Here is a 26,537-nt window from a genome sequence, read left to right as displayed (position 1 = left end):
CGAGGAACGATGCGGACGAATTTGCGTGGTGTGGCGATGCTGTCTGCTGTGGCGGCGGCGCTTGTTTTGGTGATTACGTTTCTTTGGCACGATACGGCGCGGCCGCATACGCCCGTCCCGCCGGTCGTGATTGAAAAAGGCACGGCGGCAATGCCTCGGGTGGCCCTGATCGCGCCGCGCGAGGGGCTGCGTCCGCTGCCCTGGAATATTCTTGGACGAACGGCCAGCACGCCCGATAAAAAGGGCTATCTTCAGGAATGGCCTGGCTTTCATGCGGAAGGCCGCTTCACCGGCACAGGCGTTTATCTGCGCTTTCAGGACATGTCGAACCGCTGGCGCGTGACGCTGGATGGCGGCGATGGTGGTCGGATCGACCTGGCGCGCCCCGGCGCGACCGATGTGCGGATTGACGGGCTGGTCCCCGGCGAACATCTGATCCGGGTCGAAAAGATCAGCGAATCCTCGATGCCCGCAAGTTTCGGCGGCGTCTTCATCGACGACAGCGCCAGCCCCCTGCCCGCGCCGGAACCTGCGGCGCGGCTGATCGAGTTCATCGGCGATTCGGATACGGTGGGCTTTGCCAATGGCGCGACCAGCCGCGACTGCACCGAGGAAGAGATCTTCGCCGCCACCGATACCTCGGCAAGCTTCGGCCCGCAGGTCGCGGCGGCGCTGGGGGCGGATTACCGGGTGATCGCGCGTTCGGGCATCGGGCTTTTGCGCAATTACGGCGGCGCCTCGCCCGAGACCACGATGCCCAGCCGCTATCCCTTGGCGCTGCCAAGCGACCCGCATGCGGCGGGCCAGCCACAGCGCCCTGCCGATATCGTCGTGACGGGGCTGGGCTCGAACGATTTCGGCTCGGACTTCGCGCCGGGCGAGGTCTGGCGCGATCAGGCCGCGCTCAGCCGCGATTTCGCCCCGGCGCTGACGGAATTCCTGCGCGCCCGCGTCCGGGAAAATCCGCAGGCGTTGCAGGTGCTGCTGGCCTTTGGCGAATATGGCGACGCCTTGGTCGGGCCCTATCGTCAGGCCGAGGCCGCGTTGAAATCCGATGGCGCGCGCGTCGTGCTGGTGGTGCTGCCAAAATTGCAGCGCAGTGCCTGTCTTTGGCACCCTTCAGCGCAGGATCACCGCATGATCGCCCGCGACATCATCCATGCCATCGAGGGAGCAGGCGCATGAAGTCTCTTCGTCCTTTGACCTATCGGCTGGGATTGCTGCTTGGACTTGGCGCGGGCGATCTGGCCGCCGCCTCGGCCGAGACATGGGAGGTTGCGCCCGCCGAGACCCGGCCCGTGCCACCCGCCATCCTGCTGCCCGATCAGATCGACCGGATCCGGCAGACCGAATTCACCACGCTGCCCCTGCTGGTGAAATCGCTGGAGGGCGACCCGGCCGAAGCGGTCGGGGCCACGCGCGCCTATCTGCTGACGGATGTCGATATCGTCGATGGCGTGCTCTATTCGCACGGGCTGTCGCTGCATCTGCGCAGCCGACGCCACAAGCTGGCCTTTGGCCAGATGCAGGACATGGGGCGCGGCGCGCTTTATGAAACATGGGTGGGCAACCGCTGGTTCGGCAACTGGCTGCTGGATGACTGCCTCAGCTATCGTCTGGCCGAAACCGCTGGCCAGCCGGTGACGACGATGCCCAAACGCGGCGGTCACATGCCGCGCTATGAAGATCTGCTGGGCGTCGCGCCGACCCGGCTGGCCGATGCGCATTTCGACGAATTGCTGATCTTTGAAGATCACGCCAATAACAGCCACCGCCTGAAGCGGGCGCAGGACATGCGCGACCGGCTTATCCCGCGCGCGGCGGGGCTGGAAAAGCCCGGCGTCTTTTTGCTGCGCGGCAATTCGGGCGATCTGCGCCACCTGACGAATGAAACCCAGATCGCCGAGCGCATGGCCCGCGACTTCGGCTTTCGCGTCATGTTTCCCGAAGATCACAGCGTCGAGGAACTGATGACCGCGTGCTGCGATGCCCGCGTGATCGCCGGGGTCGAGGGCAGCCAGCTGAACCACGGTGTCGCAGCGATGCCGCCCGGCGGCACCTTGCTGACGATCCAGCCGCCGGACCGCGCCACCACCGCGATGAAGCTGATGACCGACCGCTGGCAGCAGCGCTTCGCGATGGTCGTGGCACAAGGCAGCGCGCAGGCCTTTACCGCCGACTGGGATGACATCGCCAGAACGCTCGACCTTGTGGAGAGCAAAGTTTCGGAAAACTCGTCCTAAACGGCAGGTTGAGTTTCGCCACATCACACCGGATGCTAGCCATAACTGAATTCCAAGAATTTATTGAGTTACTCGCATGAGTCTGTTTGAAGTCATCCGCGGAGACTATATCCGCCATGGCCGCTCATTGACCGAAGCCGCCTTCGTGTCTCTGGCTGTCTATCGTTATGGTCGCTGGGCGATCGGGCTGAACAATCCGGCTGCGCGCTGGGTGGCGCAGAAATTCTATGCTCTGATGAAGATCTTCATCCTGAACGTGACCAAGGTCTGGATCCCGCCGCAGGTCAAGCTGGGCGAAGATTTCCACATCATCCATGCCGAGGGCTCGCTGTCGATCCATCCCGATGTGGTGATCGGCGACCGATGCGGGGTCATGCACAACGTGACCATCGGCACGAACATGCGCGGGCGCGCGCCCATCCTTGGGGATGACGTATTCATCGGGGTGAATTCGACGATCCTTGGCCCGATCAAGATCGGCGACCGGGTGCGGATCGGCGCGAATACCGCCGTTTCGACCAATGTGCCATCCGACAGCGTGGTCATCGGATCTCCGGCCAAGATCTATCCCAGCCTGCCGATTTTCGCCAAGAAGAAGCCCGCTCAGGAGCCTGTCGATGCGTGAAGATTTCGACCCTGCCTTGTTTGGCCGTAACATGTTCGACCGCGCCATGTGGCACATGCTGGCCGACAACCTGCCCGACAGCGCCGAAAAGATCGCTGCAATCGATGCCAGCCGCAGCGCACGCTACGGCGATCTGGCGGCCGAGGCCGGACGCGTCTGCGACTGGCTGCGCGCGCGCGGCATCCGGCCCGGCGACCGCGTGATCGTGCATCTGCGCAAGGGCATCGACGAGGTGACGGCGATGTTCGGCATCTGGAAGGCCGGGGGGGTGGTGGTCAACGTCAACAGTCACTGGACCCCGACGCAGCTGGCCTATGTCGCCAGGGACAGCCGCGCCCGCGCGGTGATCCTGACAAAGCCCGCCCTGAAGGCGCTGGAGGGCGACAACGCCCTGTCCCCGGACACGGCATTTCTGGTTCACGGCAAGGCCGAGGGTCTTGCCCAGGGCGCGGACCTCTGGACGGCGCTTGCCGCCGACAGTGGCTCCGCGCCCGACGAAACCGATCCGGCGGCGCTTGCGATGATCATCTATACCTCGGGCTCGACCGGCGCGCCCAAGGGTGTGATGCTGAGCCATCGCAATATCCGCGTGGGCGCGATCTCGGTCGCCGAATATCTGGGCCTGACCGCCGAGGACCGGCTGCTGTCCGTGCTGCCCTACAGCTTCGATGCCGGGCTGAACCAGTTGACGACAATGATGCTGCTGGGCGGCACCATCGTGCATCAGCCGCTGACCATGCCCGCCGAGATCGTGCGCATGGCGCGCGACCAGCAGGTGACGACGATTGCGGGCGTGCCGCCCTTGTGGAACCAGATCGTGCGGCTGCTGGATGCCAGCCCCACGCCCCTGCCCGCGCTGAAACGGGTGACGAATACCGGCGGCAAGATCCCCCCGAACATTCTGGAACTGATGCCCAAGGTCTTTCCGGGCGTCGAGATCTTCCTGATGTATGGCCTGACCGAGGCGTTTCGCTCGACCTATCTGCCGCCGGCGAAGTTCGCGGAGAAGATGGGCTCGATCGGGCGGCAGATCCCCAATGCGCAGGTCTTCGCCATCAAGCATGGCGAAGGCATTGCCGGACCGGGCGAACAGGGCGAACTGGTCCATGCCGGGCCGCTGGTCAGCATGGGTTATTGGGAAAAGCCCGAGGTCACCGCGCTGAAGATCCGCCCCTGCCCGGAACTGGCGCATCTGATCGGCGATGATCCGGTGGTCTATTCCGGCGATCTGGTCCGCGTCGATGAGGATGGCGATCTGTGGTTCGTCAGCCGCATGGATGAAATGATCAAGACGCTGGGCTTCCGCCTGTCGCCGACCGAGGTCGAGGATGCGCTGTCGCAAAGCGGTCTGGTCAGCGATGTCGTGGCCTACGGCGTCGATCACGCCGATTTTGGCCAAGCCGTTCACGTCGCGGTAACTTTTTTGCCCGATGCTGGGCTGGCCGCGCTGTCCCAGCATTGCGCCCGCACCATGCCGCATTATATGCGTCCCTTGCAGTTTCATGCCTGGGAAGGTGCGATGCCCCGGACGGCAAGCGGCAAGCTGGACCGTCCGGCGATCATCAGGGCCGCCAAGGCTGCAACCGACAAGATCGAAGCATAAGGAAGACCCATGAGCCTGAGCCAGCAAGACATCCTCGCCTATCTGCGCGACGATCTGAATGTCGATGAGGATATCGACGCGGGCACCGAGCTGTTTTCGGGCGGCATTCTGGATTCGGTCTCGATGGTCAGCCTGATTACCTTCATCGAGGAAAAGACCGGCGCCGTCATCCAGCCGGGCGATGTGACGCTTGAGAATTTCGACACGGTGGATCGGATCTCGGCCTATGTCGCCACGCTTGGATAATCATCTGGCTTTGGATCACCATCTGGCTGCGGCGGCCCAGCGGTTCGGGACGCCCGCCTATGTCTATTTCGCCGATGAGATCGCCGCCCGGCTTGACGGGCTGCGGCAGGCCTTCGGGCGCTGGTTCGCCGTCAGCTATGCGGTGAAAAGCAATCCCAACCCGGCCTTGCTGGGCTGGATGCGGGCGCATCTGGATTATCTGGACGTGTCTTCGGGCGGGGAATTCGCGCTGTCGCAGCAGGCGGGCTGGGATCCGGCATGGATCAGCTTCACCGGCCCCGCCAAGCGCGAGGTGGAACTGCGCAGGGCCATCACTGCAAATGTGGGGGAACTGGTTCTGGAAAGCCTGCGCGAGGCGCGGCTGGCCGACGCCATCGCGGCCGAGCTGGGCCGCGTGCAGCCCGTGCTGATCCGCCTTGCGCCCGACCGCGTGCCGAAAGGGTTCGGCGACCAGATGGCGGGCCGCCCCAGCGCCTTTGGCGTCGATGTCGAGGATGCGGCCGATATTCTGCCGCAGATCGCGGCGCTGCCCCATCTGCGCATCATCGGGCTGCATATCTATTCGGGCACGCAAAGCCTGAAAGCCGACGCGATCTGCGACAACTGGCGCATCTTCATGCAGGTGTTTTCCGACACCTGCGCCGCGCTGGATCTGCATCCGGAAAAGCTGATCTTCGGCTCGGGGCTGGGCATCCCCTATCATCCCGGCGAACAGGCGCTGGACCTTGCCGCCATCGCCCAGACCATCGGAGCCGAGCTTGACGCCTTCAAGGCGCGCTTTCCCGATGCCCGGCTGGTGCTGGAGCTGGGCCGCTATCTGGTCGGCCCGGCGGGCTATTTCGTGACGCAGGTCGTTTCGGTCAAGCAATCGCGCGGCAGCCGCATCGCCATTTGTGACGGCGGTCTGAACAACAATCTGGCCGCCTCGGGCAATTTCGGCATGGTGCTGCGCCGCAACTATGTCATGCACCGTGTCGACCGCGATCCCTCGGACGCGTGCGAGACCCTGCCGCACGACATCTCGGGTCCGCTCTGCACCTCGATCGACAAGCTGGGCGGAGCGGTGGCGCTGCCGCGACTGGACGAAGGCGATCTGCTGGCCATCCACGCCGCCGGAGCCTATGGTCCGACCGCAAGCCCGCTTCACTTCATCAGCCATCCCCTGCCGGTCGAGGTGATGGTTCTTGGCGGACAGTTGCAGGATATCACCCGTTTGCTCGGGGAAACCGGCTGAACAGCTTGGCCGATCCCGTTGCAAACGCGATAAAATGCCTGTCATCGCCATGAATAAATCACAATTTTTTCCTGTGGTTCAGGTTGTGCTTCCCGAAGCGCAAGGGCTATGATGCGGGCAAAATCCCTGAGCCTGTGAAGGATGCCGAATGGTCGAACAGAACCTGTTACTGCTGCTTGTTCTGACGCCATTCATCTCTGCTATTCTGGCGGCCACGCTGCCCGTCGGCTCGCGAAACGCCGAAACCTGGCTGGCGGGTCTGACCATGCTGGTCGCGCTGGCCATTCTGGCGGTGCTATACCCGGCGGTTGCCGATGGCGGGCGCATCATTGGCGAGTTTGAATGGGCCAACAGCATCGGTCTGGCCCTGACCTTCCGCATCGACGGCTTTGCATGGCTCTTCATGGTGCTGGTCGCCGGGATCGGCCTTCTGGTGCTGATCTATGCGCGCTATTACATGGCCGACGAAGACCCGGTGCCACGGCTTTATGCCTGCCTGCTGGCCTTTGCAGGCTCGATGGCGGGGCTGATCCTGTCGGGCAACATCATCATGCTGGTGGTGTTCTGGGAACTGACCAGCCTCGTGTCGTTCCTGCTGATCGGCTATTGGTATCAGCGTCAGGATGCCCGCGACGGCGCGCGCATGGCGCTGGTCATCACGGCATCGGGCGGGCTGTGCCTGCTGGTCGCGATGATCCTGATCGGGCAGATCGTCGGCAGCTACCAGCTGGACGACGTGCTTGCGGCGGGCCAGAAGATCACCTCGCATCCGCTGTATCCCGTGGTGCTGATCCTGTTCCTGCTGGGCGCCTTTACCAAATCCGCGCAGTTCCCGTTCCATTTCTGGCTGCCCAATGCCATGGCCGCGCCGACGCCGGTGTCGTCCTATCTGCATTCGGCGACCATGGTGAAGGCCGGGGTCTTCCTGCTGCTGCGCTTTCACCCGGCTTTGGGCGGCACGGATGCGTGGTTTCAGATCGTCACCGGAACGGGTCTGATCACGCTGCTGCTGGGTGCAGTGGTGGCGCTGTTCAAACACGATCTGAAAGGGCTTCTGGCCTATTCGACGATCAGCCATCTGGGCCTGATTACCGCGCTGGTGGGCATCGGCACGCCGCTGGCGCTGATCGCCGCGATCTTCCACATCGTGAACCACGCGGTCTTCAAGGCCTCGCTGTTCATGGCGGCGGGCATCATCGACCACGAGACCGGGACGCGCGACATGCGCCACCTGTCGGGCCTTGCGAAATTCATGCCGATCACGGCGACGCTGGCGATCATCGCCTCGGCCGCGATGGCGGGGGTGCCGCTGCTGAACGGTTTCCTGTCCAAGGAGATGTTCTTCGACGCCACCTACGAATGGAACAATGGCTCGGTTCTGGACAATGCCGCGCCCTATATCGCGGTGCTGGCAGGCGCGTTCAGCGCCGCCTATTCGCTGCGCTTCATCCTGACGGTGTTCTTTGGCCCCAAGGCCGAGAACCTGCCGCATGAACCGCACGAACCGCATGCCCTGATGCGGCTGCCGGTCATGCTGCTGGTGGTGATCTGTCTGGCCGTCGGCATCTTCCCGCAGGACACGCTGGGCAGCTGGCTGGAAAGCGCCAGCATCGCGGTGATCGGCCCCGACCTGCCCTATTACAGCCTGAAGATCTGGCACGGCGTCAACGCCCCCCTGATCATGAGCCTGATCGCCATGAGCCTGGGCATCCTGATCTATCTTCTGCCCCGCCGCTGGATCGATGCCGGCGAAGAGGGTTTCCGCGCCATGCGGGCGATCAATTTCGGGGTGATGTTTGAACGTGGCCTGAACCTGTTCACCAAGCGCCTGCCGCAGATCGGCCTGCGCCGCTTGTCGGCCAATGGCCTGCAGGCGCAACTGCGCGCCATGGTGCTGATGGGCATGGCGGGTGCCTATTTCGCGCTGGGCCCGCTGGACTGGAACATCCCCATCCCCGAGGTGACGACGCGCGAGCTGGTCTTTGCGCTGTTGTGGATCGTCGGGGCGGGCTGCGCCATCGGTGCGGCATGGCAGGCGAAATATCACCGCTTCGCCGCGCTGGTGCTGCTGGGCGGGGCGGGCATGGTGACCTGCGCCACCTTCGTCTGGCTGTCCGCGCCCGACCTTGCCGTGACGCAATTGCTGGTCGAGGTGGCGACGACCACGCTGCTTTTGCTGGGGATGCGCTGGCTGCCCAAGCGCGATCAGGAAATCCCGGGCGACTCGACGCTGCTGCAGCGCAGCCGCCGCTTCCGCGACCTGCTGATCGCCGTGTTCTGCGGCATCGGCATGACGGCGATTTCGCTGGCCGTGCTGCTGACCCGGCCCGGCACTTCGGTCGGCGACTGGTTCCTGCGCCATTCCTATACCGAGGGCGGTGGCACCAATGTCGTCAACGTCATTCTGGTCGATTTCCGCGCCTTCGACACGTTCGGAGAAATCGCGGTGCTGTGCATCGTCGGCCTGACCGTCTATGCGCTGCTGCGCCGCTTCCGCCCCGCCCCCGAAAGCGTCGAGCGTCCGCGCCCGCAGGTCGAGGCCGAGGAGCAGGCGCTGGAATCCTATCTGTTCGTGCCCGCCGTCATCATGCAGTGGATGTTTGCGCCGATCATCACGCTGGCCGCCTATCTGTTCTTCCGCGGCCATGACCTGCCCGGCGGCGGCTTCGCGGCGGGCGTGACCTTCGCCATCGGTCTGTTGCTGCAATATGTCGCGGCCAATGTGCGCTGGGTCGAGGCGCGGCTGACCATCCTGCCCATCCGCTGGATGGGCGCGGGCATCTGCATCGCGGCAGCGACCGGCGCGGGATCGTGGATCTTCGGCATGCCCTTCCTGACCACGCATTACCAATATGTCGACATCCCCCTGATCGGGAACGTTCCGGCCTCGACGGCGATGCTGTTCGATCTGGGGGTGTTCTCGCTGGTGGTGGGCGCGATCGTCATCATGCTGATCGCCATTGCCCACCAGTCGCTGCGCGTCGCCCCCCGCACCCGACCCGATGACGCCGAGACGGAGAAAAGCTGATGGAACTGATCCTTGCCCTTGCCATCGGCGTGTTGACCGGATCGGGCGTCTGGCTGCTGCTGCGGCCCCGGTCCTATCAGGTGATCGTCGGGCTGTGTCTGCTGGCTTACGGCGTCAACCTGTTCATCTTTGCGATGGGGCGGCTTTATGTCGGCGCGGCGCCGATCATGCCGAAGGGCGGCTTCGTCGATCCGACCGCCTATGCCGATCCGCTGCCGCAGGCGCTGGTGCTGACCGCCATCGTCATCAGCTTTGCCACGACGGCGCTGTTTCTGGTGGTGATGATCGCCTCGCGCGGGATTACCGGCACCGACCATGTTGACGGGAAGGAGCGCGGCCAGTGAACCCCGATCTTGTTCCCAATCACATGATCATCGCGCCGATCCTGATCCCGCTGGTCGCGGGCGCGATCATGCTGTTTTACAACGACCGCAACCGCCAGACCAAGCTGGTCATGGGGCTGGTGGCCGTCGCGCTGATGTTTCTCAGCTCGACCGAGCTGATGTCGGATGCCAAGACGCTGGGCGATCAGGGCCAGCAGGTCGTGCAGCTTTACCGGCTGGGTGACTGGCCGGTTCCGGTCGGCATCGTCTTGGTGCTGGACCGGCTGTCGGCCATGATGGTCATGCTGACCGCGCTGCTGGCTGCTCCGGCGCTGATCTATGCCGCCGCCGGCTGGCACGGCAAGGGACAGCATTACCACAGCATGTTCCAGTTTCTGCTGGCAGGCGTCAACGGCGCGTTTCTGACCGGCGATCTGTTCAACCTGTTCGTCTTCTTCGAAGTGATGCTGGCGGCGTCCTATGGCCTGATGCTGCATGGCTCGGGTCCGGACCGGATCAAGGCCGGGCTGCATTACATCGCGATCAACCTTGCGGCCTCGCTGTTCTTCCTGATCGGTGTGGCGCTGGTCTATGGCACCACCGGCACGCTGAACTTTGCCGATATCGGGCGTGAGCTGGCGGTGCTGGACGATGCGCAGCGCCTGCTGTTCCATGCGGCGGTGGCGTTTCTGGGCATCGCCTTCCTGACCAAGGCAGCGGTCTGGCCGCTGTGTTTCTGGCTGCCCACGACCTATGCTGCGGCGGCACCTCCGGCGGCGGCCATCATGGCGATCATGACCAAGGTGGGCATCTACGTCATCTTGCGCCTGACGCTGCTGATCCTTGGCCCGGATGCCGGCGAATCTGCGGGTTTCGGCGCGCCGGTCCTGATGATTGGCGGTGTGCTGACCATGGGCTTTGGCATGATCGGCATCATGGGATCGCCGGAACTGGCGCGCAAGGGCGGCTATCTGGCGATCATCTCGTCGGGGACGGTGCTGGCGGCGGTGGGCTTTGCGCAGGCGGGCGGTGGGCCCGAACTGCTGGCGGGCGCGCTTTACTATCTGATCGGCTCGACGGCGGCGGTCTCGGCCTTCTTCCTGATCGCCGAGCCGGTGACCCGCGACGATGAAGGGCAGGACGACGACCCCGCCCCCGAGGAGCCCGCCACCGAAGGCGAAGCCCAGCTTTGGGCTTGGACGCCGATGGGGCTGGATACGGTCGAGGACACGACCGACCCCGCCAGCGCCCGCACCGTGTCATGGCTGACCATGGCCATCTGTTTTGCGCTGATCGCGGCCATGCTGTCGGGCCTGCCGCCCATGCCGGGCTTCATCGGCAAATTCGCCATGCTGCGCGGCGCCATTCAGGAAAACATGTCCGTCGCGGGCCATGTTCCGGCGATGCTGTGGGTGTTTGCCGCCATGCTGATCCTGTCGGGGCTGGCGGCGCTGATTGCGCTTGTGCGCTTTGGCATCCGGCGGTTCTGGGCGCAGCAAGGCCCCTCGCCGCGCATCCTTGCGCTGGAGATCACGCCGGTGCTGATGCTGCTGGCGATGATCCTGCTGCTGACGGTGCGCGCGGATGCCGTGCTGGGCTATGCACGCGCCACCGCACAGGCGCTGCTGCATCCCGCCATCTACCGCGAAAGCGTGCTGCATGACGCCGAGCGCGTCGATGCCGCCCCGCCGACCAGCCTTGCGCCGACCGAAACGCCCGACGACATGCCGGAGGATCAGGAATGACCGGCCTTATCCCGCATCCGCTGATTTCGGCCGCGCTGGTCCTGATGTGGCTGTTGCTGACGCAATTCAGCCTTGGAAACCTTGTCCTTGGCACGCTGATCGCCTTGGCCGCCGGATGGGTGGTGCAGCGCCTGCATCCGCAAAAGCCGCGCATCCGGCGCTGGGGCCTGATCCCCAAGCTGATGGGCATCGTGGTCTGGGACATCCTGAAATCGAACATCTCGGTCGCGCGCGTGCTGCTGCTGGGGCCGAACCACCCGAAATATCACTCGGGCTTTGTCGAGTTGCAGTTGCGGCTGCGCGACCAGAACGCGCTGGCGCTGCTGGCCATCATCCTCAGCGCCACGCCCGGCACGGCCTGGCTGGAATACGAGGCCGAGGACGGCTATCTGCTGCTGCACGTCCTTGACCTGCGCAGCGAGGATGACTGGCAGAACCTGATCCGCGACCGCTACGAGGCCCTGCTGATGGAGATCTTCGAATGAGCGCGACCATCCTTCAATTCGCCCTGACCTATGCGCAGATCGCCATGATCATCGCGCTTGGCCTGTCGTGCTGGCGGATGCTGCGCGGCCCGCGCGCGCAGGACCGCGTGCTGGCGATGGACACGATGTATATCCAGTGCATGCTGCTGTTCCTGCTGATCGGCATGGGCAGCGGCAATGTGTTCTTTTTCGAATCCGCGCTGGTCATCGGCGTCCTGGGCTTCGTCACCACGGTCTGCGCCGCCAAGTTCCTGATGCGTGGCGAGGTGATCGAATGAGACCGTTTGAACAGCTTCCCCCCGTCGCCGCCATCATCATCGCGATTTTCGTGGTGCTGGGATCGACGCTGGCGCTGCTGGGCAGCGTCGGGCTTTTCCGGCTGAAAAGCTTTTATCAGCGGCTGCACGCGCCGACCATGGCCTATAGCTATGGCACGCTGCTGATCGTCGTGGGCTCGATGGCGATGTTTTCGCTGCTGGAAAAGCGGCCCGTCCTGCATGAGCTGGTGATCGGGGCCTTCATGCTGATCACACCGCCCATCACCCTGCTGATGCTGGGCCGGGCGGCGCTGCGGCGTGACCGCGACACCAAGCTGGGCCATGACGAAATCGTGCCGCCGCGCGTTCCTGCGGGCCAGCGTCTGGGCAAGGGCGCGCGGGACATGTCGGGCTATGGCGAAGGGATTCTGGATCGCAGCGTGTTGCCCGACAGCAAGTCCGAGACGCGCGAGCTGCGCGACCCGGACGATCTGCACGATCCGACCGATTAACCCCGGCGCGAGGCCGCCAGAACGGCACGCAAGGCTGCCGGGTCTACATCGTCGGTCACGAAGGACTGCCCGATGCCCCGCGCAAGGATGAAGCGCAGCTTGCCGTCCATCACCTTCTTGTCCTGCCCCATCAGCGCAATCAGCGCCTCGTCACCCGGCAGATCGCCGGGAATGTCGGCGATGCGCGCGGGCATGCCCATGGCGGCGAAATGCGCGGCCACACGCGACGGCGCTTCCTGACTGCACAGGCCCAGCCGGGCCGAAAGCTCGAAGGCCAGCGTGCAGCCGATCGCCACGCCTTCGCCATGCAGCAGCCTGTCGCTGTAGCCGGTGGCCGATTCCAGCGCATGACCGAAGGTATGGCCAAGGTTCAGCAGCGCGCGCTCACCCTGTTCGGTTTCGTCGCGCTGCACGATCCCGGCCTTCATCGCCACCGAATGGCGCACCGCGCGCTGCAGGGCCTCAGGATCGGTCGCCAATACCGGCCCGGCGGTTTCCAGCCATTCAAAGAAGCCCTCGTCCCCCAGCAGACCGTATTTCGCGACCTCGCCATAGCCGGCGCGGAAATCGCGCGGCGCCAGCGTGCCCAGCACGTCGATATCGGCCAGCACCAGCGAGGGCTGGTGAAAGGCCCCGATCAGGTTCTTGCCCTGCGGGCTGTTGATGCCGGTCTTGCCGCCGACGGAACTGTCGACCTGCGCCAGCAACGTCGTCGGGATCTGCACGAAACGCACGCCACGGCGCAGGATGGCACTGGCAAACCCGGCCAGATCACCAATGACCCCGCCACCAAGCGCGATGACCAGATCCTTGCGTTCGATCCGCTGCGCGATCAGCCATTCGACCGCCTGCCCCAGCCGGTCCCAGGATTTCGTCGCCTCGCCCGCGGGCAGGGCCAGCGCCTCGGCCTGCAGACCTGCGGTGTTCAGCGATGCGATCAGGCGCGGCAGGTGCGCGGCTGCGACCGTCGTATCCGTGACGATCGCCACGCGACGCTTGCCCGCCAAGGCCACGATCTCGGCGCCCGCGCGGTCCAGCAGCCCCTGCCCGATGCGCACGTCATAGGACCGCGTGCCCAGATCAACGCGGACGGTCTCGATGCTCATTTCGGCTCCAGAATCATCGGTTCAAGCGCGGCGATGCTGTCCAGAACCCGGTTCGTGGTGTCTTCGATGCTGTCGGCGCGGGTGGCCGTCACGCGCAGATCGGCTGAGGCGTAGATCGGGCTGCGTTCGGCCAGCAGCCGCTCCAGCGTGCCGCGCGGATCGACGGTCTGCAACAGCGGCCGCGTCGGGCGCGCGCGGACCCGATGCCACAGCGTTTCCGCATCGCAATCCAGCCAGACCGACACGCCATGCTGCGCGATGCGTTGGCGGTTCTGTTCGCGGATCCACGATCCGCCGCCGGTCGAGACGATGCTGGAACCCGACGCCAGCACCCGCGACAGCACCTCTGATTCGCGGGCGCGGAAGAAATCCTCACCGTCGCGGGCGAAGATTTCCGGGATGGTCATGGCGGCGGCCCGCTCGATCTCGGAATCGGTATCCCAGAACGGCCGACCCAGACGGCGCGCGAGTTCGGCCCCGATCGCGGTCTTGCCCGCCCCCATCATTCCGATCAGCACGATGTTCCGCCGCATCAGCCCCCCGTCAATCCTTCTGCGCGTCCCGCGCCGCCTCTATCGCTGAAGGGGCGCACGGGATATTGGTGGCACTGAATGGCGTGATCTTTCGGGAAATGCCATATATATTTCGCGCGAACCGGCGTCAGACCGGTCATGACGAACGCATTTGAGGCGGAAAGGGACAGTCGATGAGGCTTTTGCGAGTGGCGCTCGTGCTGGTGATTCTGGGTCTGGCGGGGCTGACCGGCTATGCCTATTTCGGCGATATGGATGCGGATCCCACCCAGACGCGGTTGCCGGTCGAGCTGAACCTTGGCGCGCCCGTGCCCGCCGCAGCACCCGAAACCCCCGCCGCCACGCCTGCGCCCGCCGCACCTGCACCTGCACCTGCCGCTCAGGGGCAAGATGCGCTGGATTAAGCCCATATCGCAGTCCGCAATCGGCAGCATGGCGCTGTGCGCGGCTCTGGCCATCGCGCCGGATGCCGCAGGCGCGCGCCCGCCGCTTTCGGCCAGCGACTGGCTTTCGGGCAGCATCCAGCAGCCCGACACAATTTCCGCATGGCGTCCCGGCACACCGCTGCCGCCCGAACTGCAACAGAAATCCCGGCGCGAGGTCGTGCGCAGCGGCGCGGTCGAGCCGGTGGGCGTCACCCGTCTGGGCGAAGGCAATCCCGACAGCAAGGGCACCGTGTCGCCGCGTGCGGCAGGTCTGCCCGCGGGTCTGTGGGGCGACAGCGACGGCACGGTGCTGGCCCAGCAGGTGCTGGCCTCGGACCCGCGGCTGCCCGCCTTGCGGCGGCTGGAGCGGCGGTTGCTTGCCGCGCAGTTGCAGCCGCCAAAGGCCGCCCCCGGCACTGAGGGCGCGCTGTTTCTGGCCCGCGTCGACAAGCTGCTGGACATGGGCGCGACGCGCGCCGCGAAAGAGCTTTTGCAGACCGCAGGCCCCGCCGATCCGCAGCGGTTCCGCAGGCTGTTCGACATTGCGCTGCTGTCGGGCGATCAGTCGCAGGCCTGCCAGATCATGGACCGCACGCCCGGTGTCGCGCCCAGTTTCCCGGCGCGGATCTTCTGTCTGGCGCTGGGTGGCGACTGGGCAGCGGCGGCGCTGGTCTATCAGGGCGCCGATGGGCTGGGCCAGTTGCAGCCGCAGGTGGCAACGCTGCTCGCGCATTATCTGGATGACGGATATTCCGAACAGGGCGACATCCTGCCGCCGCCGCAGGTCGTGACGCCGCTGGATCTGCGCCTGCACGAGGCCATCGGCCAGCCGCTGCCCTCATCGAACCTGCCGCTGGCCTTTGCGCTGGCGGATCTGGATGAAAACGGCGGCTGGAAGGCCCGTCTGGACGCGGCCGAGCGGCTGGCGCGCGCGGGCGCAATCCCCGCCTCGCGCCTGCGCGAGATCTATGTCGAACAAAAGCCCGCCGCATCCGGCGGCGCATGGGACCGGGCCGCCGCGATCCAGACACTGGACGCGGCGCTGAGCGCGCGGGACGCCGATGCCGTGGCAACCGCCCTGCCCGCGGCATTCGATCGCATGGTCGCAGCCGGGCTGGGTCCGGCGCTGGCCGATATGGCGGGCGCGCAGGCCGGGGCCATGGGGCTGACGGGACGCGCGGGCCAGATCGCGGTCTGGCTGGCATTGCAGGCCGGGCAATGGCAGGTCGTGGCCCAGCCCGCGCCGGATGCCCAGCCCTTCGACACATGGCTTCTGGATTTCGCCAGCGGTCTGGCCGAGGCGACACCGCCACGCGGCACCGGCTCGGACCGGGCGGCGACGCTGATCGGCGCCTTTGCCGCCGACAGCGCCCTGTCGCAGCGCTATGCCGAGCTTCTGGCCGCGAACCGCCGGGGCGAGGCGCTGCTGTCCGCCATCGCCGATGTCGATGCCGGGCTGGACGGCGATCTGCCCCGCGCGGCGCAGGGTCTGCGGGTGCTGCGCGCGCTGGATCAGCGCGATGTCGCCCGGCAGGCCGCGGTCGAGCTGGTGCTGGCCCCGGTCATCACCGTCGCGCCGGGCGCCATCCCGGCCGAGCCCTGAGCCGTGCCCGCCGCCGCTGTTCCCGTTGGCGACAAGCGCCGGATCTCGGCCTTTCTGGATGCGCAGGCCGCCGAACATGGCGCGGCGCGCAACACGCTGCTGGCCTATGGCCGCGACCTTGCCGATTTCGCGGCTTGGGTGGCGCTGCGTCAGGCCGATCTGCTGAGCGTGACCCGCGACATGATCGAGGATTACCTTGCCCATTGCGACGCGCAGGGCCTGTCCCGCGCCACACGCGCGCGGCGTCTGGCCTCGATCCGGCAGATGACGCGGTTCGCGCTGGACGAAAACTGGCGCGAGGATGACCCCGCAGGCCGCATCCCCGGACCGGGCCGCCCGCAGCGCCTGCCCAAGACGCTGGCGCGGGCCGAGGTGCAGGCGCTGCTGGATGCGCTGCCCCGCCTTGGCCGCAACAAACAGGAACGCGCCCGCAATCTGGTGCTGCTGGAGCTGATCTATGCCACCGGCATGCGCGTCAGCGAACTTGTCAGCCTGCCCATCGGCAGCTGCCGGGGCAATCCGCAAGTGCTGCTGATCCGCGGCAAGGGCGGCAAGGAACGCATGGTGCCGCTGAACGGCCCGGCGCGCGCAGCGCTGACGGCATGGGTGACGCTGCGCGACACCGCCGATCCCAAGACCGCGCTTGGCCGTCTGGTCGCGGGCAAGGGCGCGCGCTGGCTGTTTCCGGCCACCAGCGCACAGGGCCATATGACGCGGCAGGCGATGAACGGGCTTTTGAACCAGCTTGCGGTGGCGGCGGGGATCGACCCTGCCCGCGTGTCACCTCATGTGATCCGCCACGCCTTTGCCACGCATCTGCTGGAGGGCGGCGCGGATCTGCGGGCCATTCAAAGCCTGCTGGGCCATTCCGATCTGGGCACGACCGAGATCTATACCCATGTGCTGGATGCACGGATGCGGGATCTGGTTCTGAACCATCACCCGCTGGCCAAGGCGGGCGCAGGAAAAGCGCCCGACCCGAGCCTGTCCGACGATCAGTGATCGGCCATGCTGGCGGCGCGCTTGGCGTCCTCGGCGCTGGCGCCCGCGCCGTTGAAGAACGCGTTCAGCACGACCGCGGCGATGGTGGCCAGCAGGATGCCCGACTCGATCAGCGGGTGAATGGCGTGCGGCATCCATTGTTTGAAATCGGGGGCGATCAGCGGGATCATCCCGAAGCCCAAGGCGACGGCCACGACGAACAGGTTGTTGCGGTTGCTGGCGAAATCCACCGTCGACAGGATGCGGATGCCGGTGGCTGCGACCATGCCGAACATCACCAGCCCCGCACCGCCCAGAACCGCCGTGGGCAGCGATTCCACCGCAGCGCCCATTTTCGGCACCAGCCCGAACAGGATCAGGATCACCCCGCCCGTCACGCAGATGAAGCGCGACCGGATGCCCGTGACGCCGACCAGCCCGACATTCTGGCTGAACGAGGTATAGGGGAAGGTGTTGAAGATACCGCCGATCACCGTGCCCAGGCCGTCGGTGCGCAGACCGGCGGTCAGGCGCTGCGGCGTCACCTCGCGCCCGGTCATGTCGCCAAGCGCCAGGAACATGCCGGTGGATTCGATCATCACGACGATCATCACCAGCACCATGGTCAGGATCAGCACCGGATCAAAGATCGGCGTGCCGAAATGGAACGGCGTCACCAGCCCGAACCAATGCGCCTCGGCCACCTTCTCAAAGGTCATCTGCCCCAGAAGGATCGTCAGCAACGCGCCGACCAGCATGCCCAGCAGCACGGCGATATTGGCGACGAAGCCCTTGCCGAACCGGGCGATCAGCAGGATGGCGGCCAGCACCACGGCCGAGATCATGATGTTGACGGGACGAGCGTAAAGCGGGTTCTGCACGCTGGCCGCCGGGGCAAAGCCTTGCGGCAGCGCAGGCACGGCGCCGGTTCCCGACATCTCGCGAAGCTGGTTCAGCCAGCCCGCCGCGACCGGATCGACGATCTTTGGCGCGGTCGGCCCGACCGGGTTGCCAAAGATCCAGTTGATGCCCACGCGCATCAGCGTGATGCCGATGACCAGAATGATCGTGCCGGTGACCAGCGGCGGGAAAAACCGCAGCATCCGCCCGATGAACGGCGCGATCAGCATGGCGATCAGACCCGCGCCGATGATCGCCCCAAAGATCATCCGCGCGCCCTTGGGGCCCGGATAGGCCCCCGCCATCGCCACCATCGGCCCGACCGAGGCGAAGGTCACCCCCATCATCACCGGCAGCTGGATGCCGAACCAGCGCGTCACGCCCAGCGATTGAATGATCGTGGCGATGCCGCAGCAGAACAGATCGGCCGAGATCAGGAAGGCCACATCCTCGGGCGGCAGTTTCAGCGCGCGGCCCACGATCAGCGGCACGGCGACCGCGCCGGCATACATCACCAGCACATGCTGCAACCCCAGCGTGGTCATGCGCAGCGGCGGCAGGATTTCATCGACCGGATCTGGTTTTGCCATGTTTCCCCTCGTCTTGCGGACAGTTTTCCACGAGCTAGGCGGCTGACAACCTGAATGGCAATTTTTTTGCGACACCGCCTGCGGCAGCGGCAAATCAAGCCCGTTTTTTCGGCAAATCCGGCTGTGGATCGGCCAGTTTCCTGATCCGACGCGTGATTTTTCCGGTCAGTTCCAGATCCGACCAAAGCTGTCGCGCCTGCTGCAGCCGGGTCAAAGCGCCGTCAGCATCGCCGGTTTCCGAGGCACGCATGGCTGCCGAAAGCCTGAGCAGCGCATTTTCCGGCATCAGCGCCTCGGCGCTGTCCAGCCAGCGCCAGCCCGCCTTGGCATTTCCCGCCGTGAAACAAGCATCCGCCAGCCGCTTATGCGTCAGCGCATCGCCGGGATGCAGCCCGTCCAGCCAGTGCAGCAGGGCGAATGCGCGTTTCAGGCGGCCATGCAGACGCAGTTGCGCGGCGCAAAAGCCAAGGCGGCGCTGCGCCAGATCATCGGCCTGCGGCGTCTCGCCCGCCGCCAGCGCCGCCTCGGTCGCGGCCAGAAGATCGCGCGCGGGGGCCAGCTTCTGGCCAAGGTCGATGTCCACAAGCAGCGTGCGGCGGATATTCTGGTCGGTCACCAGTTCCAGCCAGTCGCTGCGCAGCACCCAAAGCGGCAGGGTCATCCCCTGCCGGGCGCTGTCATCCTGCGCCAGCAGGTCCAGCCCCTCGCGCTGGTGATCGGCGACAAGGCGCGGATCGAGCATCAGCGCCTGCGCCGCAGGCCCGCCATCCGACAACAGCCGATGCGCCAGCGCCGGCACGATCAGCCCCTGCGCGGCACGCCCGCTGAAACACAGCGACACGAATTGCGCCTCAAGGCTGGGATCTTTCGGATGCGGGCCGATATCGTCGTCGCCCAGAACCATCAGCACCTGCTGACAGCCCGGCTTGTCGCGGCTGCGCATCAGATCCGAGGTCAGACCGTGCCGCGCCAGCCGCCTTGCCCGGTTCTTCAAGCCCGCCGCCATCGCAGCCACGGCCAGTTCACGATAGACAAAGGGGAAACGCTCCATGAAATCGCTGCGGTCGGCCAGCGCGCCGACCAGTTCGGCGGCGCGGCCCGTGGCGATGGCATGGGCGCTGGCATAGGTCACCGACTGGGCCAGATCGCCCGGTGCGAAAAAGCTGTCGGGCTGGCCGATCACGCGGTCCAGCAGCGCATCGCTGGCGGCCTGTTTCGCGCCGGGCGCCAGCATATGCGGCAGGCCGATGATCCGCGCCCCGCCGATGATCGAGGCCGCCTGCGAAAACGCGCTTTGCACCGGCGCGCCCACACTGTCGCAGCCGCCCATCAGCAGCAGTTCCAGCAGATCTCGCTGCGCCGCGCTAAGGCTGGGGTCGTCAAACAGCCCCGCCACAGGCACGATGCGCGGGTCGCCCTGCGCCAGATGGGTGACGGCGGCGGGCGTGTCGGAAAAGGCGATGACCGGCCCGGTCGTCTGTGCGGCAAAGGCGCGGAAGAATTCGTCCGGCACATATTTACTGGGCCAGCAGGAATAGCTCCACGGATTGCTGTCCAGAATGTCGCCGCGCCGGACATGGATGGCGATGGGCTGGCCACCCCCGGCCTCGGCCAGCTTTTCGCGGGCATGGGCCATGGCGTCGCGGATCTGCGGCGCAAGCTCCAGCCCCTCGAAGATGCGGCGCACCTGCTGGGCGGCCGCCGCCGCGGGTTCGTCCATGAAGCGGATCAGCTCGGCCATCGAGTCGCACAGGAACCGCTCACCCCCGGCCAGACGCTGGGCGAAACGCTGGGAATTCATGTTGCGCGCGGTGCTGCGCAGCACCTCGCGGCCGCTGCGGTCGGGAATATGGTCGACGACCGTCACATGCGCCGCAAGGGCCGTGGGACCCAGAAAAACCGCCGGGTCCGACAGTTCGGGATAGGGGCCGTCCGGTTGGGACAGCCACAGATAACGCGATGATCCGCCAAACCTTTCAGAGATGCGCAGCATGTCCAGAAGGCAGATCAGCCGGGCGCCGATACGATCCTGTCGAAAGCCCCAGATCGGGTATTCCTGTGTCATGACGCATCTTTGCCGCTGCGGTCGCGGGTTGCAACCTGATGGCTGCCTGCATATCAGGAAGTGCCGCATCCTCCAGCACGGAAATGAGTCATGGATATCGCTGATCGCCGCAAGGCCGACCCCGCCCACTGGCGCCTTGCCGCCGCCATCCGCGCGCTTTCGATGGACGCCGTCGAGGCCGCCAATTCGGGCCATCCCGGCATGCCGATGGGCATGGCCGATGTCGCCACCGTGCTGTTTTCCAAGCACCTGAAATTCGACGCCTCGGCCCCGAACTGGTTCGACCGCGACCGCTTTGTGCTGTCGGCGGGTCATGGCTCGATGCTGGTCTATTCGCTGCTGCACCTGACCGGGTATGAGCAGATGAGCCTTGAGCAGATCAAGAACTTCCGCCAATGGGGCGCGATCACCGCGGGCCATCCCGAATACGGCCATGCCGAAGGCGTCGAGACGACGACCGGCCCCTTGGGTCAGGGCATCGCCACCGCCGTGGGCTTTGCCATCGCCGAAGAGGCGATGCGCGCGCAATACGGCGCCGATCTGTGCAGCCACAAGACCTGGGTCATCGCCGGCGACGGCTGTCTGATGGAGGGCATCAGCCAGGAAGCCATCGGCTTGGCCGGGATGCAGAAGCTGAAGAACCTGATCGTTCTTTGGGACAATAACGACATCACCATCGACGGGCGCGTGTCGCTGTCCGACAGCACCGATCAGTTGAAGCGGTTCGAGGCCTCGGGCTGGCGCGTGCTGGCCTGCGACGGCCATGACGCCGCCGATATCGACCGCGCGCTGAGCGATGCCGCCTCGGGCAAGGACGACCGCCCGGTCTTCGTGTCGTGCAAGACGATCATCGGCTATGGCGCGCCGAAGAAGCAGGACACCTCGGGCGCGCATGGCTCGCCGCTTGGGGCCGAGGAAATCGCCGCGACCCGCGCGGCCTATGGCTGGGACTATGGCTCATTCGTCATTCCCGCCGACATTCTTGACGAATGGCGTGCCATCGGCGCCAAGGGCCGCGCCGCGCGCGAGGCGTGGAATGCCCGCGTCGATGCCTCGGCCGAGCGTGACGAATTCGCCCGCCGCATTTCCGGCGCGGTCAGCGACAAGCTGGCGCCGACCATCGCCGCGCTGAAGGATCAGGCGGTTGCCTCCAAGCCCAAGGTCGCAACCCGCAAGGCCAGCGAGATGGTGCTGGAAGTCGTGAACCCCGAACTGCCCGAAACCATCGGCGGCAGCGCGGACCTGACCGGCTCGAACAACACCAAGACCAAGGATCTGGGCGTGTTTTCTGCGGAAAACCGCAAGGGCCGCTATATCAACTATGGCATCCGCGAACATGGCATGGCTGCGGCGATGAACGGCATCTGGCTGCATGGCGGCTTCCGCCCCTATGGCGGCACGTTCATGTGCTTCACCGACTATGCCCGCGGCGCGATGCGTCTGTCGGCGCTGATGGGTCTGCCGGTCGTCTATGTCATGACCCATGACAGCATCGGTCTGGGCGAGGACGGCCCGACCCACCAGCCGGTCGAGCATCTGGCCATGCTGCGCGCCACGCCCAACACCATGACCTTCCGCCCCTGCGACGTGATCGAGACCGCCGAGGCGTGGGAAATCGCGCTGTCGTCGGAAACCACGCCCTCGGTCTTGGCACTGTCGCGGCAGAACCTGCCGACGCTGCGCGAAGACGCGGGCGAGAACCTGACCGCCAAGGGGGCCTATGTGCTGCGCGAAGCCTCGGCCGAGGCGCAGGTGATCCTGATGGCGACCGGCTCCGAGGTCGAAATCGCCGTCGCCGCGCGCGACATGCTTGAGGCGCAGGGCGTGCCGACCCGCGTCGTGTCGGTGCCGTCGATGGAACTGTTCCGCGACCAGCCCGGCGATTACCGCAAAGAGGTCCTGCCCAAGGGCCCGGTGCGCATCGCCATCGAAGCCGCGATCCGTCAGCCGTGGGACTGGCTGCTGCTGGGCGAACGCGGGCGCGAGAAGAAGGCGGGCTTCATCGGCATGACCGGCTTTGGCGCGTCGGCCCCCGCGCCGGTGCTTTACAAGGAATTCGGCATCACCGCCGAGGCGACCGTGGCCGAAGCCCGGCGCCTGCTGGACTGATCCGCGCTGGACATTCCGCGAAACGGCCGCGTCATCTCGCAGCCGTTTTTCGTTTCCGGGCCATGGACCCGGCCGATCTGCGCGGGCATAAGCAGCCGCAGAGAGGTCAAGATGAGCCATCCAGACAGCGCCACCCTTCCGCCGATCCTTGCCGCGCCGGGCGATCCCGCGCGCCGGACACAGATGCGGGGCATCGCGCTGCTGCTGGCGGCAATCTTTACCTTCACGTTGATGGATGCCACCGCCAAGCACCTGACCGAAAGCTATCACCCGGCGCAACTGGTCTGGGTGCGCTTTGTGTCCAATCTGGCGCTGGTGCTTCTGGTCGTGCGGGGCGCGTTACCCCGAACGCTGCGCACCAAGCGGCCCAAGGTGCAGATCATGCGGGCGGTGATGCAGCTGTGTTCCATCGGGCTGTTCTTCACGGCGCTGCAGCATATCGGGCTGGCCGAGGCCACGGCGATCATGGATATCAACCCGGTGCTGATCACGCTGGCCGCAGCGATCTTTCTGGGCGAAGCCATCGGCATGCGCCGGATCATCGGCATCGCCGTCGCCCTGATCGGCGCGCTGATCATCATCCGCCCCGGTGCCGGCGTGTTTCAGCCTGCTGCGGTCCTGCCGCTGATCGCGGCCTTCACCTATGCCACCGGCGCGATCCTGACCCGGCTGGCCCGCGAAGATACGACCGCCACCTCGATGCTATGGTCGGCGCTGATCGGCACTGCCGTTACCTCGCTGGCCGTGCCGTTCTTCTGGCAGCCGATTGCTGTGGGCGACATCTGGGCCTTCGTGCTGCTGGGGGTGCTGGGCACCATCGCCCACGCTCTGCTGATCCGCGCCTTCGCGATGGCCGAGGCCTCGGCCATCGCGCCCTTCGGCTATACCGGCTTGATCTGGGCAGGGCTGTGGGGCTGGCTGATCTGGGGGCAGTTGCCGGATCTGTGGACCGTCATCGGGGCGTTGATCATTGTGGCGGCTGGCCTTTATGTCTGGTTTCGCGAAGCACGCGCCATGCAGAAGGCCCGGACATGAGCCAGACCGACACGACACCTCCTCTGCGCGACCGCGTGGCGAATGGCGCATTTCTGACGCTGATGGGGCTGGCCCGCATCCTGCCCTATAACCGCCGCGTGACGGTGATGGGCTGGTTCTTTGCGCATGTGCTGGGGCCGCTGGCGGGCTGGCGGGCGCGCATCCGGGACAATCTGGCCAAGGCCCGGCCAGATCTGACCCCGGCGCAGGTGGCGCATCTGACGCGCGCCGTGCCCAACAATGCCGGGCGATCCCTGGCCGAGATCTATTCGGGCGAGGAATTCACCGGCCGCATCCATGATGCCGATCCGCTGTGCGGGCCGGGACTTCCGGCGCTGGAACAGGCATTCGCCGCGCACCGCCCGGTGATTCTGGCGGTGGCGCATTTCGGCAATTACGACGCCATGCGCGCGGCGCTGACCGGGCGCGGCTGGCCGGTCGGCGCGCTGTATCGGCCGATGAACAACGAAGCCTTCAACCGCCATTACATCCCCGCCATGCAGGCCATCGCCGAGCCGATGTTTCCGCGCGGCCGGTCCGGTCTGGCGGCGATGCTGCGCTTTCTGAAAGGCGGCGGCTGGCTGTCTTTGGGCTATGACCAGTTCGACGATCACGGCGCGCTGTTGCGGTTCTTCGGACTGCCCACCCGCACCGTGCTGACCCCGGCAGAGCTTGCGATCCGCTATGAGGCCCTGATCCTGCCCATCGCGGGCATCCGCCAGCCCGACGGGCTGAGCTTCCGTGTCGAGGTGGGCGCGCCGATCCCGCATGGCGAGCCTGCGCAGATGATGCAGGCGCTGAACGACCACCTCGAGGCGCAGGTCCGCGACCATATGGATCAGTGGTTCTGGGTGCATCGGCGCTGGAAGCAGCGCGGAAACACCGACTAGCGGCAGATGATCGGGTCCGAAACCCTTTTCCTCGGGTTGTATGACAGGCTATAAGCGGCGCAAACAACCGCAGGCCATCAGGCCCGGCAGCAACGAAAACAGCCAGAGGACGGCATGAGCGACGACAACAAACACGACGGGCACGAGCGTCAGCACGAAGGTGACGTGGCTTTCATTCAGGCGCTGGCCGAGCTTTTGAACCGAAACGAGCTGACCGAAATTTCGGTCAAGCGCGAATACGGCGAAAATGACCGCCTGACTGTGGCGCTGTCCAAGCAGGGCAAACAGATCATCCAGACCGTCGCGGCAGCGCCTGCTGCGGCCCCGGCTCAGGCCGCGGCCTCGGCGGCAGCGGCCCCTGCAGCCGCCGCTGCGGTCAGCGACGATCCGGCCAGCCTGCCGGGCATCGTGACCTCGCCCATGGTCGGCACCGCCTATCTTGCCGCCGAGCCGGGTGCTGCGCCCTTCGTGACCGTCGGCAAACAGGTCAAGGAAGGCGAGACGCTGATGATCGTCGAGGCGATGAAGACGATGAACCACATCCCCTCGCCCCGCAGCGGCACCGTCAAGCGCATTCTGGTCGATGACGGCAACCCGGTCGAATTCGGCGCCCCCCTGATGGTCGTCGAGTGAGGCGGGCATGTTCGACAAGATCCTGATTGCCAATCGCGGCGAGATTGCGCTTCGCGTGATCCGCGCCTGCCGCGAGATGGGCATCGCCTCGGTCGCGGTGCATTCCACCGCCGACACCGATGCCATGCATGTGCGCATGGCCGACGAATCGGTCTGCATCGGCCCGCCTTCGTCCATGGACAGCTATCTGTCGCAACCCGCCATCATCTCGGCCTGCGAAATCACCGGCGCGCAGGCGATCCATCCGGGCTATGGGTTCCTGTCGGAAAATGCGGGCTTCGTGCAGATGGTCGAAGACCACGGCATCGCCTTCATCGGCCCCTCGGCGGAACATATCCGCATCATGGGCGACAAGATCACCGCCAAGGACACCGCCAAATCGCTGGGCATCCCGGTCGTGCCCGGCTCGGACGGGGGCGTGCCGGATGTCGAGGCCGCCCGTCGCGTGGCGGCCGAAATCGGCTATCCGGTCATCATCAAAGCCACGGCGGGCGGCGGCGGTCGCGGCATGAAGGTGGCGCTGGACGAGGCCTCGCTGGAGACCGCCTTCCGCACCGCGCGTTCGGAATCGAAAGCAGCCTTCGGCAATGACGAAGTCTATATCGAGAAATATCTGCAACGTCCGCGGCATATCGAAATCCAGGTCTTTGGCGACGGACGTGGCCGCGCCGTGCATCTGGGCGAGCGCGACTGTTCGCTGCAACGTCGCCACCAGAAAGTGCTGGAAGAGGCCCCCGGCCCCGTCATCACCGCCGAGCAACGTGCGCATATCGGCAAGATCTGCGCCGATGCCATGGCCAATCTGGGCTATCGCGGGGCGGGCACGATCGAATTCCTGTTCGAGGATGGCGAGTTCTACTTCATCGAGATGAACACCCGCCTGCAGGTGGAACATCCGGTGACCGAGGCGATCTTCGATGTCGATCTGGTGCGCCAGCAGATCCTTGTCGCGGCAGGTCAGGACATGGAGTTCCGGCAGGAAGACCTGAAGATCCGTGGCCACGCTATCGAGGTGCGGATCAACGCGGAAAAGCTGCCGAACTTCACACCCTCGCCGGGCAAGATCACCCAGTATCACGCCCCCGGCGGCCTTGGCGTTCGGATGGATTCGGCGATCTATGACGGCTACAAGATCCCGCCCTATTACGACAGCCTGATCGGCAAGCTGATCGTGCATGGCCGCGACCGGCCCGAGGCGCTGGCCCGTCTGGACCGTGCCCTGGGCGAACTGATCGTGGACGGTGTGGACACCACCGTGCCGCTGTTCCGTGCCCTGCTGGAAAATCCCGACATCCAAAGCGGCGACTATTCCATCCATTGGCTGGAAAAATGGCTGGCGCAGATGGCGGCGGGCAACTGAGGCGCC

The 26,537-nt window shown here is 65.8% G+C and carries 24 protein-coding genes; 20 read left to right on the top strand and 4 right to left on the bottom strand.

Annotated elements, in window-relative coordinates; genetic code table 11:
- Positions 1-9: 9 nt before the first annotated feature.
- The 12 genes from GL284_RS04650 to mnhG all read left to right on the top strand — a co-directional run bounded on the left by GL284_RS04650 (position 10) and on the right by mnhG (position 12,301).
- Positions 10-1,185, top strand: coding sequence for an SGNH/GDSL hydrolase family protein (locus tag GL284_RS04650; protein ID WP_155043473.1), 1,176 nt, complete (start codon positions 10-12; stop codon positions 1,183-1,185).
- Positions 1,182-2,243: a glycosyltransferase family 61 protein gene (locus tag GL284_RS04645; protein ID WP_155043472.1), complete on the top strand. Its 1,062-nt coding sequence runs from the start codon at positions 1,182-1,184 to the stop codon at positions 2,241-2,243. Before GL284_RS04650 ends, GL284_RS04645 begins: the two co-directional genes overlap by 4 nt.
- Before the next feature lie 76 nt (positions 2,244-2,319).
- Entirely contained in the window at positions 2,320-2,868 is a 549-nt protein-coding gene (locus GL284_RS04640; RefSeq protein WP_155043471.1) for a serine acetyltransferase, read from the top strand.
- On the top strand, positions 2,861-4,471 hold the full coding sequence (locus GL284_RS04635; RefSeq protein WP_155043470.1) for an AMP-binding protein: 1,611 nt from the start codon (positions 2,861-2,863) through the stop codon (positions 4,469-4,471). The genes GL284_RS04640 and GL284_RS04635 overlap by 8 nt, the downstream gene beginning before the upstream one ends.
- A gap of 9 nt (positions 4,472-4,480) precedes the next feature.
- Positions 4,481-4,717 carry an acyl carrier protein gene (locus GL284_RS04630; RefSeq protein WP_155043469.1) on the top strand — a complete coding sequence of 79 codons (237 nt, stop codon included), beginning with the start codon at positions 4,481-4,483 and terminating at the stop codon, positions 4,715-4,717.
- Positions 4,698-5,951, top strand: coding sequence for a type III PLP-dependent enzyme (locus tag GL284_RS04625; protein WP_155043468.1), 1,254 nt, complete (start codon positions 4,698-4,700; stop codon positions 5,949-5,951). Before GL284_RS04630 ends, GL284_RS04625 begins: the two co-directional genes overlap by 20 nt.
- Before the next feature lie 148 nt (positions 5,952-6,099).
- A complete protein-coding gene (locus tag GL284_RS04620; protein ID WP_155043467.1) occupies positions 6,100-8,979 on the top strand; it encodes a monovalent cation/H+ antiporter subunit A in 2,880 nt (959 codons plus the stop codon).
- Positions 8,979-9,323 (top strand): Na+/H+ antiporter subunit C, encoded by a 345-nt coding sequence (locus tag GL284_RS04615; RefSeq protein WP_155043466.1) that lies wholly within the window; start codon positions 8,979-8,981, stop codon positions 9,321-9,323. The genes GL284_RS04620 and GL284_RS04615 overlap by 1 nt, the downstream gene beginning before the upstream one ends.
- A 23-nt stretch (positions 9,324-9,346) precedes the next feature.
- Positions 9,347-11,047: a monovalent cation/H+ antiporter subunit D gene (locus GL284_RS04610; protein WP_155043584.1), complete on the top strand. Its 1,701-nt coding sequence runs from the start codon at positions 9,347-9,349 to the stop codon at positions 11,045-11,047.
- Positions 11,044-11,532: a Na+/H+ antiporter subunit E gene (locus GL284_RS04605; RefSeq protein ID WP_155043465.1), complete on the top strand. Its 489-nt coding sequence runs from the start codon at positions 11,044-11,046 to the stop codon at positions 11,530-11,532. Before GL284_RS04610 ends, GL284_RS04605 begins: the two co-directional genes overlap by 4 nt.
- The gene (locus GL284_RS04600; RefSeq protein ID WP_155043464.1) at positions 11,529-11,810 is read left to right on the top strand and encodes a K+/H+ antiporter subunit F; all 282 of its coding nucleotides are present in this window, start codon (positions 11,529-11,531) and stop codon (positions 11,808-11,810) included. The genes GL284_RS04605 and GL284_RS04600 overlap by 4 nt, the downstream gene beginning before the upstream one ends.
- Positions 11,807-12,301 (top strand): monovalent cation/H(+) antiporter subunit G, encoded by a 495-nt coding sequence (gene mnhG, locus GL284_RS04595; RefSeq protein ID WP_155043463.1) that lies wholly within the window; start codon positions 11,807-11,809, stop codon positions 12,299-12,301. Before GL284_RS04600 ends, mnhG begins: the two co-directional genes overlap by 4 nt.
- On the opposite strand, the gene aroB is transcribed toward mnhG, so the two are convergent.
- Together aroB and GL284_RS04585 are read right to left on the bottom strand one after the other, a co-directional pair.
- Entirely contained in the window at positions 12,298-13,407 is a 1,110-nt protein-coding gene (gene aroB, locus GL284_RS04590; RefSeq protein WP_155043462.1) for a 3-dehydroquinate synthase, read from the bottom strand. The two genes, mnhG and aroB, sit on opposite strands and share 4 nt — an antisense overlap.
- A complete protein-coding gene (locus tag GL284_RS04585; protein ID WP_155043461.1) occupies positions 13,404-13,940 on the bottom strand; it encodes a shikimate kinase in 537 nt (178 codons plus the stop codon). Before GL284_RS04585 ends, aroB begins: the two co-directional genes overlap by 4 nt.
- A gap of 173 nt (positions 13,941-14,113) precedes the next feature.
- Between GL284_RS04585 and GL284_RS21255 the strand changes: the two genes are divergently transcribed.
- The 3 genes from GL284_RS21255 to GL284_RS04570 are packed head-to-tail and all read left to right on the top strand — an operon-like array spanning position 14,114 to position 16,970.
- Positions 14,114-14,344 carry a hypothetical protein gene (locus GL284_RS21255; protein WP_196216711.1) on the top strand — a complete coding sequence of 77 codons (231 nt, stop codon included), beginning with the start codon at positions 14,114-14,116 and terminating at the stop codon, positions 14,342-14,344.
- Positions 14,331-15,968: a hypothetical protein gene (locus GL284_RS04575; RefSeq protein WP_155043460.1), complete on the top strand. Its 1,638-nt coding sequence runs from the start codon at positions 14,331-14,333 to the stop codon at positions 15,966-15,968. Before GL284_RS21255 ends, GL284_RS04575 begins: the two co-directional genes overlap by 14 nt.
- A 3-nt stretch (positions 15,969-15,971) precedes the next feature.
- A complete protein-coding gene (locus GL284_RS04570) occupies positions 15,972-16,970 on the top strand; it encodes a site-specific tyrosine recombinase XerD (RefSeq protein WP_341870280.1) in 999 nt (332 codons plus the stop codon).
- On the opposite strand, the gene GL284_RS04565 is transcribed toward GL284_RS04570, so the two are convergent.
- A complete protein-coding gene (locus GL284_RS04565; RefSeq protein WP_155043459.1) occupies positions 16,964-18,439 on the bottom strand; it encodes a nucleobase:cation symporter-2 family protein in 1,476 nt (491 codons plus the stop codon). The genes GL284_RS04570 and GL284_RS04565 overlap by 7 nt on opposite strands.
- 94 nt (positions 18,440-18,533) lie before the next feature.
- The gene (locus GL284_RS04560) at positions 18,534-20,504 is read right to left on the bottom strand and encodes a hypothetical protein (RefSeq protein ID WP_155043458.1); all 1,971 of its coding nucleotides are present in this window, start codon (positions 20,502-20,504) and stop codon (positions 18,534-18,536) included.
- A gap of 90 nt (positions 20,505-20,594) precedes the next feature.
- Between GL284_RS04560 and tkt the strand changes: the two genes are divergently transcribed.
- From tkt to accC, 5 genes are all read left to right on the top strand, one after another.
- Positions 20,595-22,613: a transketolase gene (tkt, locus tag GL284_RS04555; RefSeq protein ID WP_155043457.1), complete on the top strand. Its 2,019-nt coding sequence runs from the start codon at positions 20,595-20,597 to the stop codon at positions 22,611-22,613.
- A 111-nt stretch (positions 22,614-22,724) separates the two neighbouring features.
- Complete coding sequence (locus GL284_RS04550; RefSeq protein WP_155043456.1) at positions 22,725-23,648, top strand: DMT family transporter; 924 nt, start codon at positions 22,725-22,727, stop codon at positions 23,646-23,648.
- A complete protein-coding gene (locus tag GL284_RS04545) occupies positions 23,645-24,538 on the top strand; it encodes a lysophospholipid acyltransferase family protein (protein WP_155043455.1) in 894 nt (297 codons plus the stop codon). Before GL284_RS04550 ends, GL284_RS04545 begins: the two co-directional genes overlap by 4 nt.
- 114 nt (positions 24,539-24,652) lie before the next feature.
- The gene (gene accB, locus GL284_RS04540) at positions 24,653-25,171 is read left to right on the top strand and encodes an acetyl-CoA carboxylase biotin carboxyl carrier protein (protein WP_155043454.1); all 519 of its coding nucleotides are present in this window, start codon (positions 24,653-24,655) and stop codon (positions 25,169-25,171) included.
- A 7-nt stretch (positions 25,172-25,178) separates the two neighbouring features.
- On the top strand, positions 25,179-26,531 hold the full coding sequence (gene accC, locus GL284_RS04535; protein ID WP_155043453.1) for an acetyl-CoA carboxylase biotin carboxylase subunit: 1,353 nt from the start codon (positions 25,179-25,181) through the stop codon (positions 26,529-26,531).
- Positions 26,532-26,537 lie beyond the last annotated feature (6 nt).

This window comes from Paracoccus shanxieyensis (assembly GCF_009711265.1).
GTDB classification, from domain to species: Bacteria; Pseudomonadota; Alphaproteobacteria; order Rhodobacterales; family Rhodobacteraceae; genus Paracoccus; species Paracoccus shanxieyensis.
Note: the sequence above shows the minus strand (reverse complement) of the source record. Positions and strands in the feature narration are given on the sequence as shown.

Excerpts from the sequence above, each read along its gene's own strand:
- GL284_RS04650 (WP_155043473.1), top strand. The coding sequence starts at position 10 with ATGCGGACGAATTTGCGTGGTGTGGCGATGCTGTCTGCTGTGGCGGCG.
- GL284_RS04645 (WP_155043472.1), top strand. The coding sequence starts at position 1,182 with ATGAAGTCTCTTCGTCCTTTGACCTATCGGCTGGGATTGCTGCTTGGA.
- GL284_RS04640 (WP_155043471.1), top strand. The coding sequence starts at position 2,320 with ATGAGTCTGTTTGAAGTCATCCGCGGAGACTATATCCGCCATGGCCGC.
- GL284_RS04635 (WP_155043470.1), top strand. The coding sequence starts at position 2,861 with ATGCGTGAAGATTTCGACCCTGCCTTGTTTGGCCGTAACATGTTCGAC.
- GL284_RS04630 (WP_155043469.1), top strand. The coding sequence starts at position 4,481 with ATGAGCCTGAGCCAGCAAGACATCCTCGCCTATCTGCGCGACGATCTG.
- GL284_RS04625 (WP_155043468.1), top strand. The coding sequence starts at position 4,698 with ATGTCGCCACGCTTGGATAATCATCTGGCTTTGGATCACCATCTGGCT.
- GL284_RS04620 (WP_155043467.1), top strand. The coding sequence starts at position 6,100 with ATGGTCGAACAGAACCTGTTACTGCTGCTTGTTCTGACGCCATTCATC.
- GL284_RS04615 (WP_155043466.1), top strand. The coding sequence starts at position 8,979 with ATGGAACTGATCCTTGCCCTTGCCATCGGCGTGTTGACCGGATCGGGC.
- GL284_RS04610 (WP_155043584.1), top strand. The coding sequence starts at position 9,347 with ATGATCATCGCGCCGATCCTGATCCCGCTGGTCGCGGGCGCGATCATG.
- GL284_RS04605 (WP_155043465.1), top strand. The coding sequence starts at position 11,044 with ATGACCGGCCTTATCCCGCATCCGCTGATTTCGGCCGCGCTGGTCCTG.
- GL284_RS04600 (WP_155043464.1), top strand. The coding sequence starts at position 11,529 with ATGAGCGCGACCATCCTTCAATTCGCCCTGACCTATGCGCAGATCGCC.
- mnhG (WP_155043463.1), top strand. The coding sequence starts at position 11,807 with ATGAGACCGTTTGAACAGCTTCCCCCCGTCGCCGCCATCATCATCGCG.
- aroB (WP_155043462.1), bottom strand. The coding sequence starts at position 13,407 with ATGAGCATCGAGACCGTCCGCGTTGATCTGGGCACGCGGTCCTATGAC.
- GL284_RS04585 (WP_155043461.1), bottom strand. The coding sequence starts at position 13,940 with ATGCGGCGGAACATCGTGCTGATCGGAATGATGGGGGCGGGCAAGACC.
- GL284_RS21255 (WP_196216711.1), top strand. The coding sequence starts at position 14,114 with ATGAGGCTTTTGCGAGTGGCGCTCGTGCTGGTGATTCTGGGTCTGGCG.
- GL284_RS04575 (WP_155043460.1), top strand. The coding sequence starts at position 14,331 with ATGCGCTGGATTAAGCCCATATCGCAGTCCGCAATCGGCAGCATGGCG.
- GL284_RS04565 (WP_155043459.1), bottom strand. The coding sequence starts at position 18,439 with ATGGCAAAACCAGATCCGGTCGATGAAATCCTGCCGCCGCTGCGCATG.
- GL284_RS04560 (WP_155043458.1), bottom strand. The coding sequence starts at position 20,504 with ATGACACAGGAATACCCGATCTGGGGCTTTCGACAGGATCGTATCGGC.
- tkt (WP_155043457.1), top strand. The coding sequence starts at position 20,595 with ATGGATATCGCTGATCGCCGCAAGGCCGACCCCGCCCACTGGCGCCTT.
- GL284_RS04550 (WP_155043456.1), top strand. The coding sequence starts at position 22,725 with ATGAGCCATCCAGACAGCGCCACCCTTCCGCCGATCCTTGCCGCGCCG.
- GL284_RS04545 (WP_155043455.1), top strand. The coding sequence starts at position 23,645 with ATGAGCCAGACCGACACGACACCTCCTCTGCGCGACCGCGTGGCGAAT.
- accB (WP_155043454.1), top strand. The coding sequence starts at position 24,653 with ATGAGCGACGACAACAAACACGACGGGCACGAGCGTCAGCACGAAGGT.
- accC (WP_155043453.1), top strand. The coding sequence starts at position 25,179 with ATGTTCGACAAGATCCTGATTGCCAATCGCGGCGAGATTGCGCTTCGC.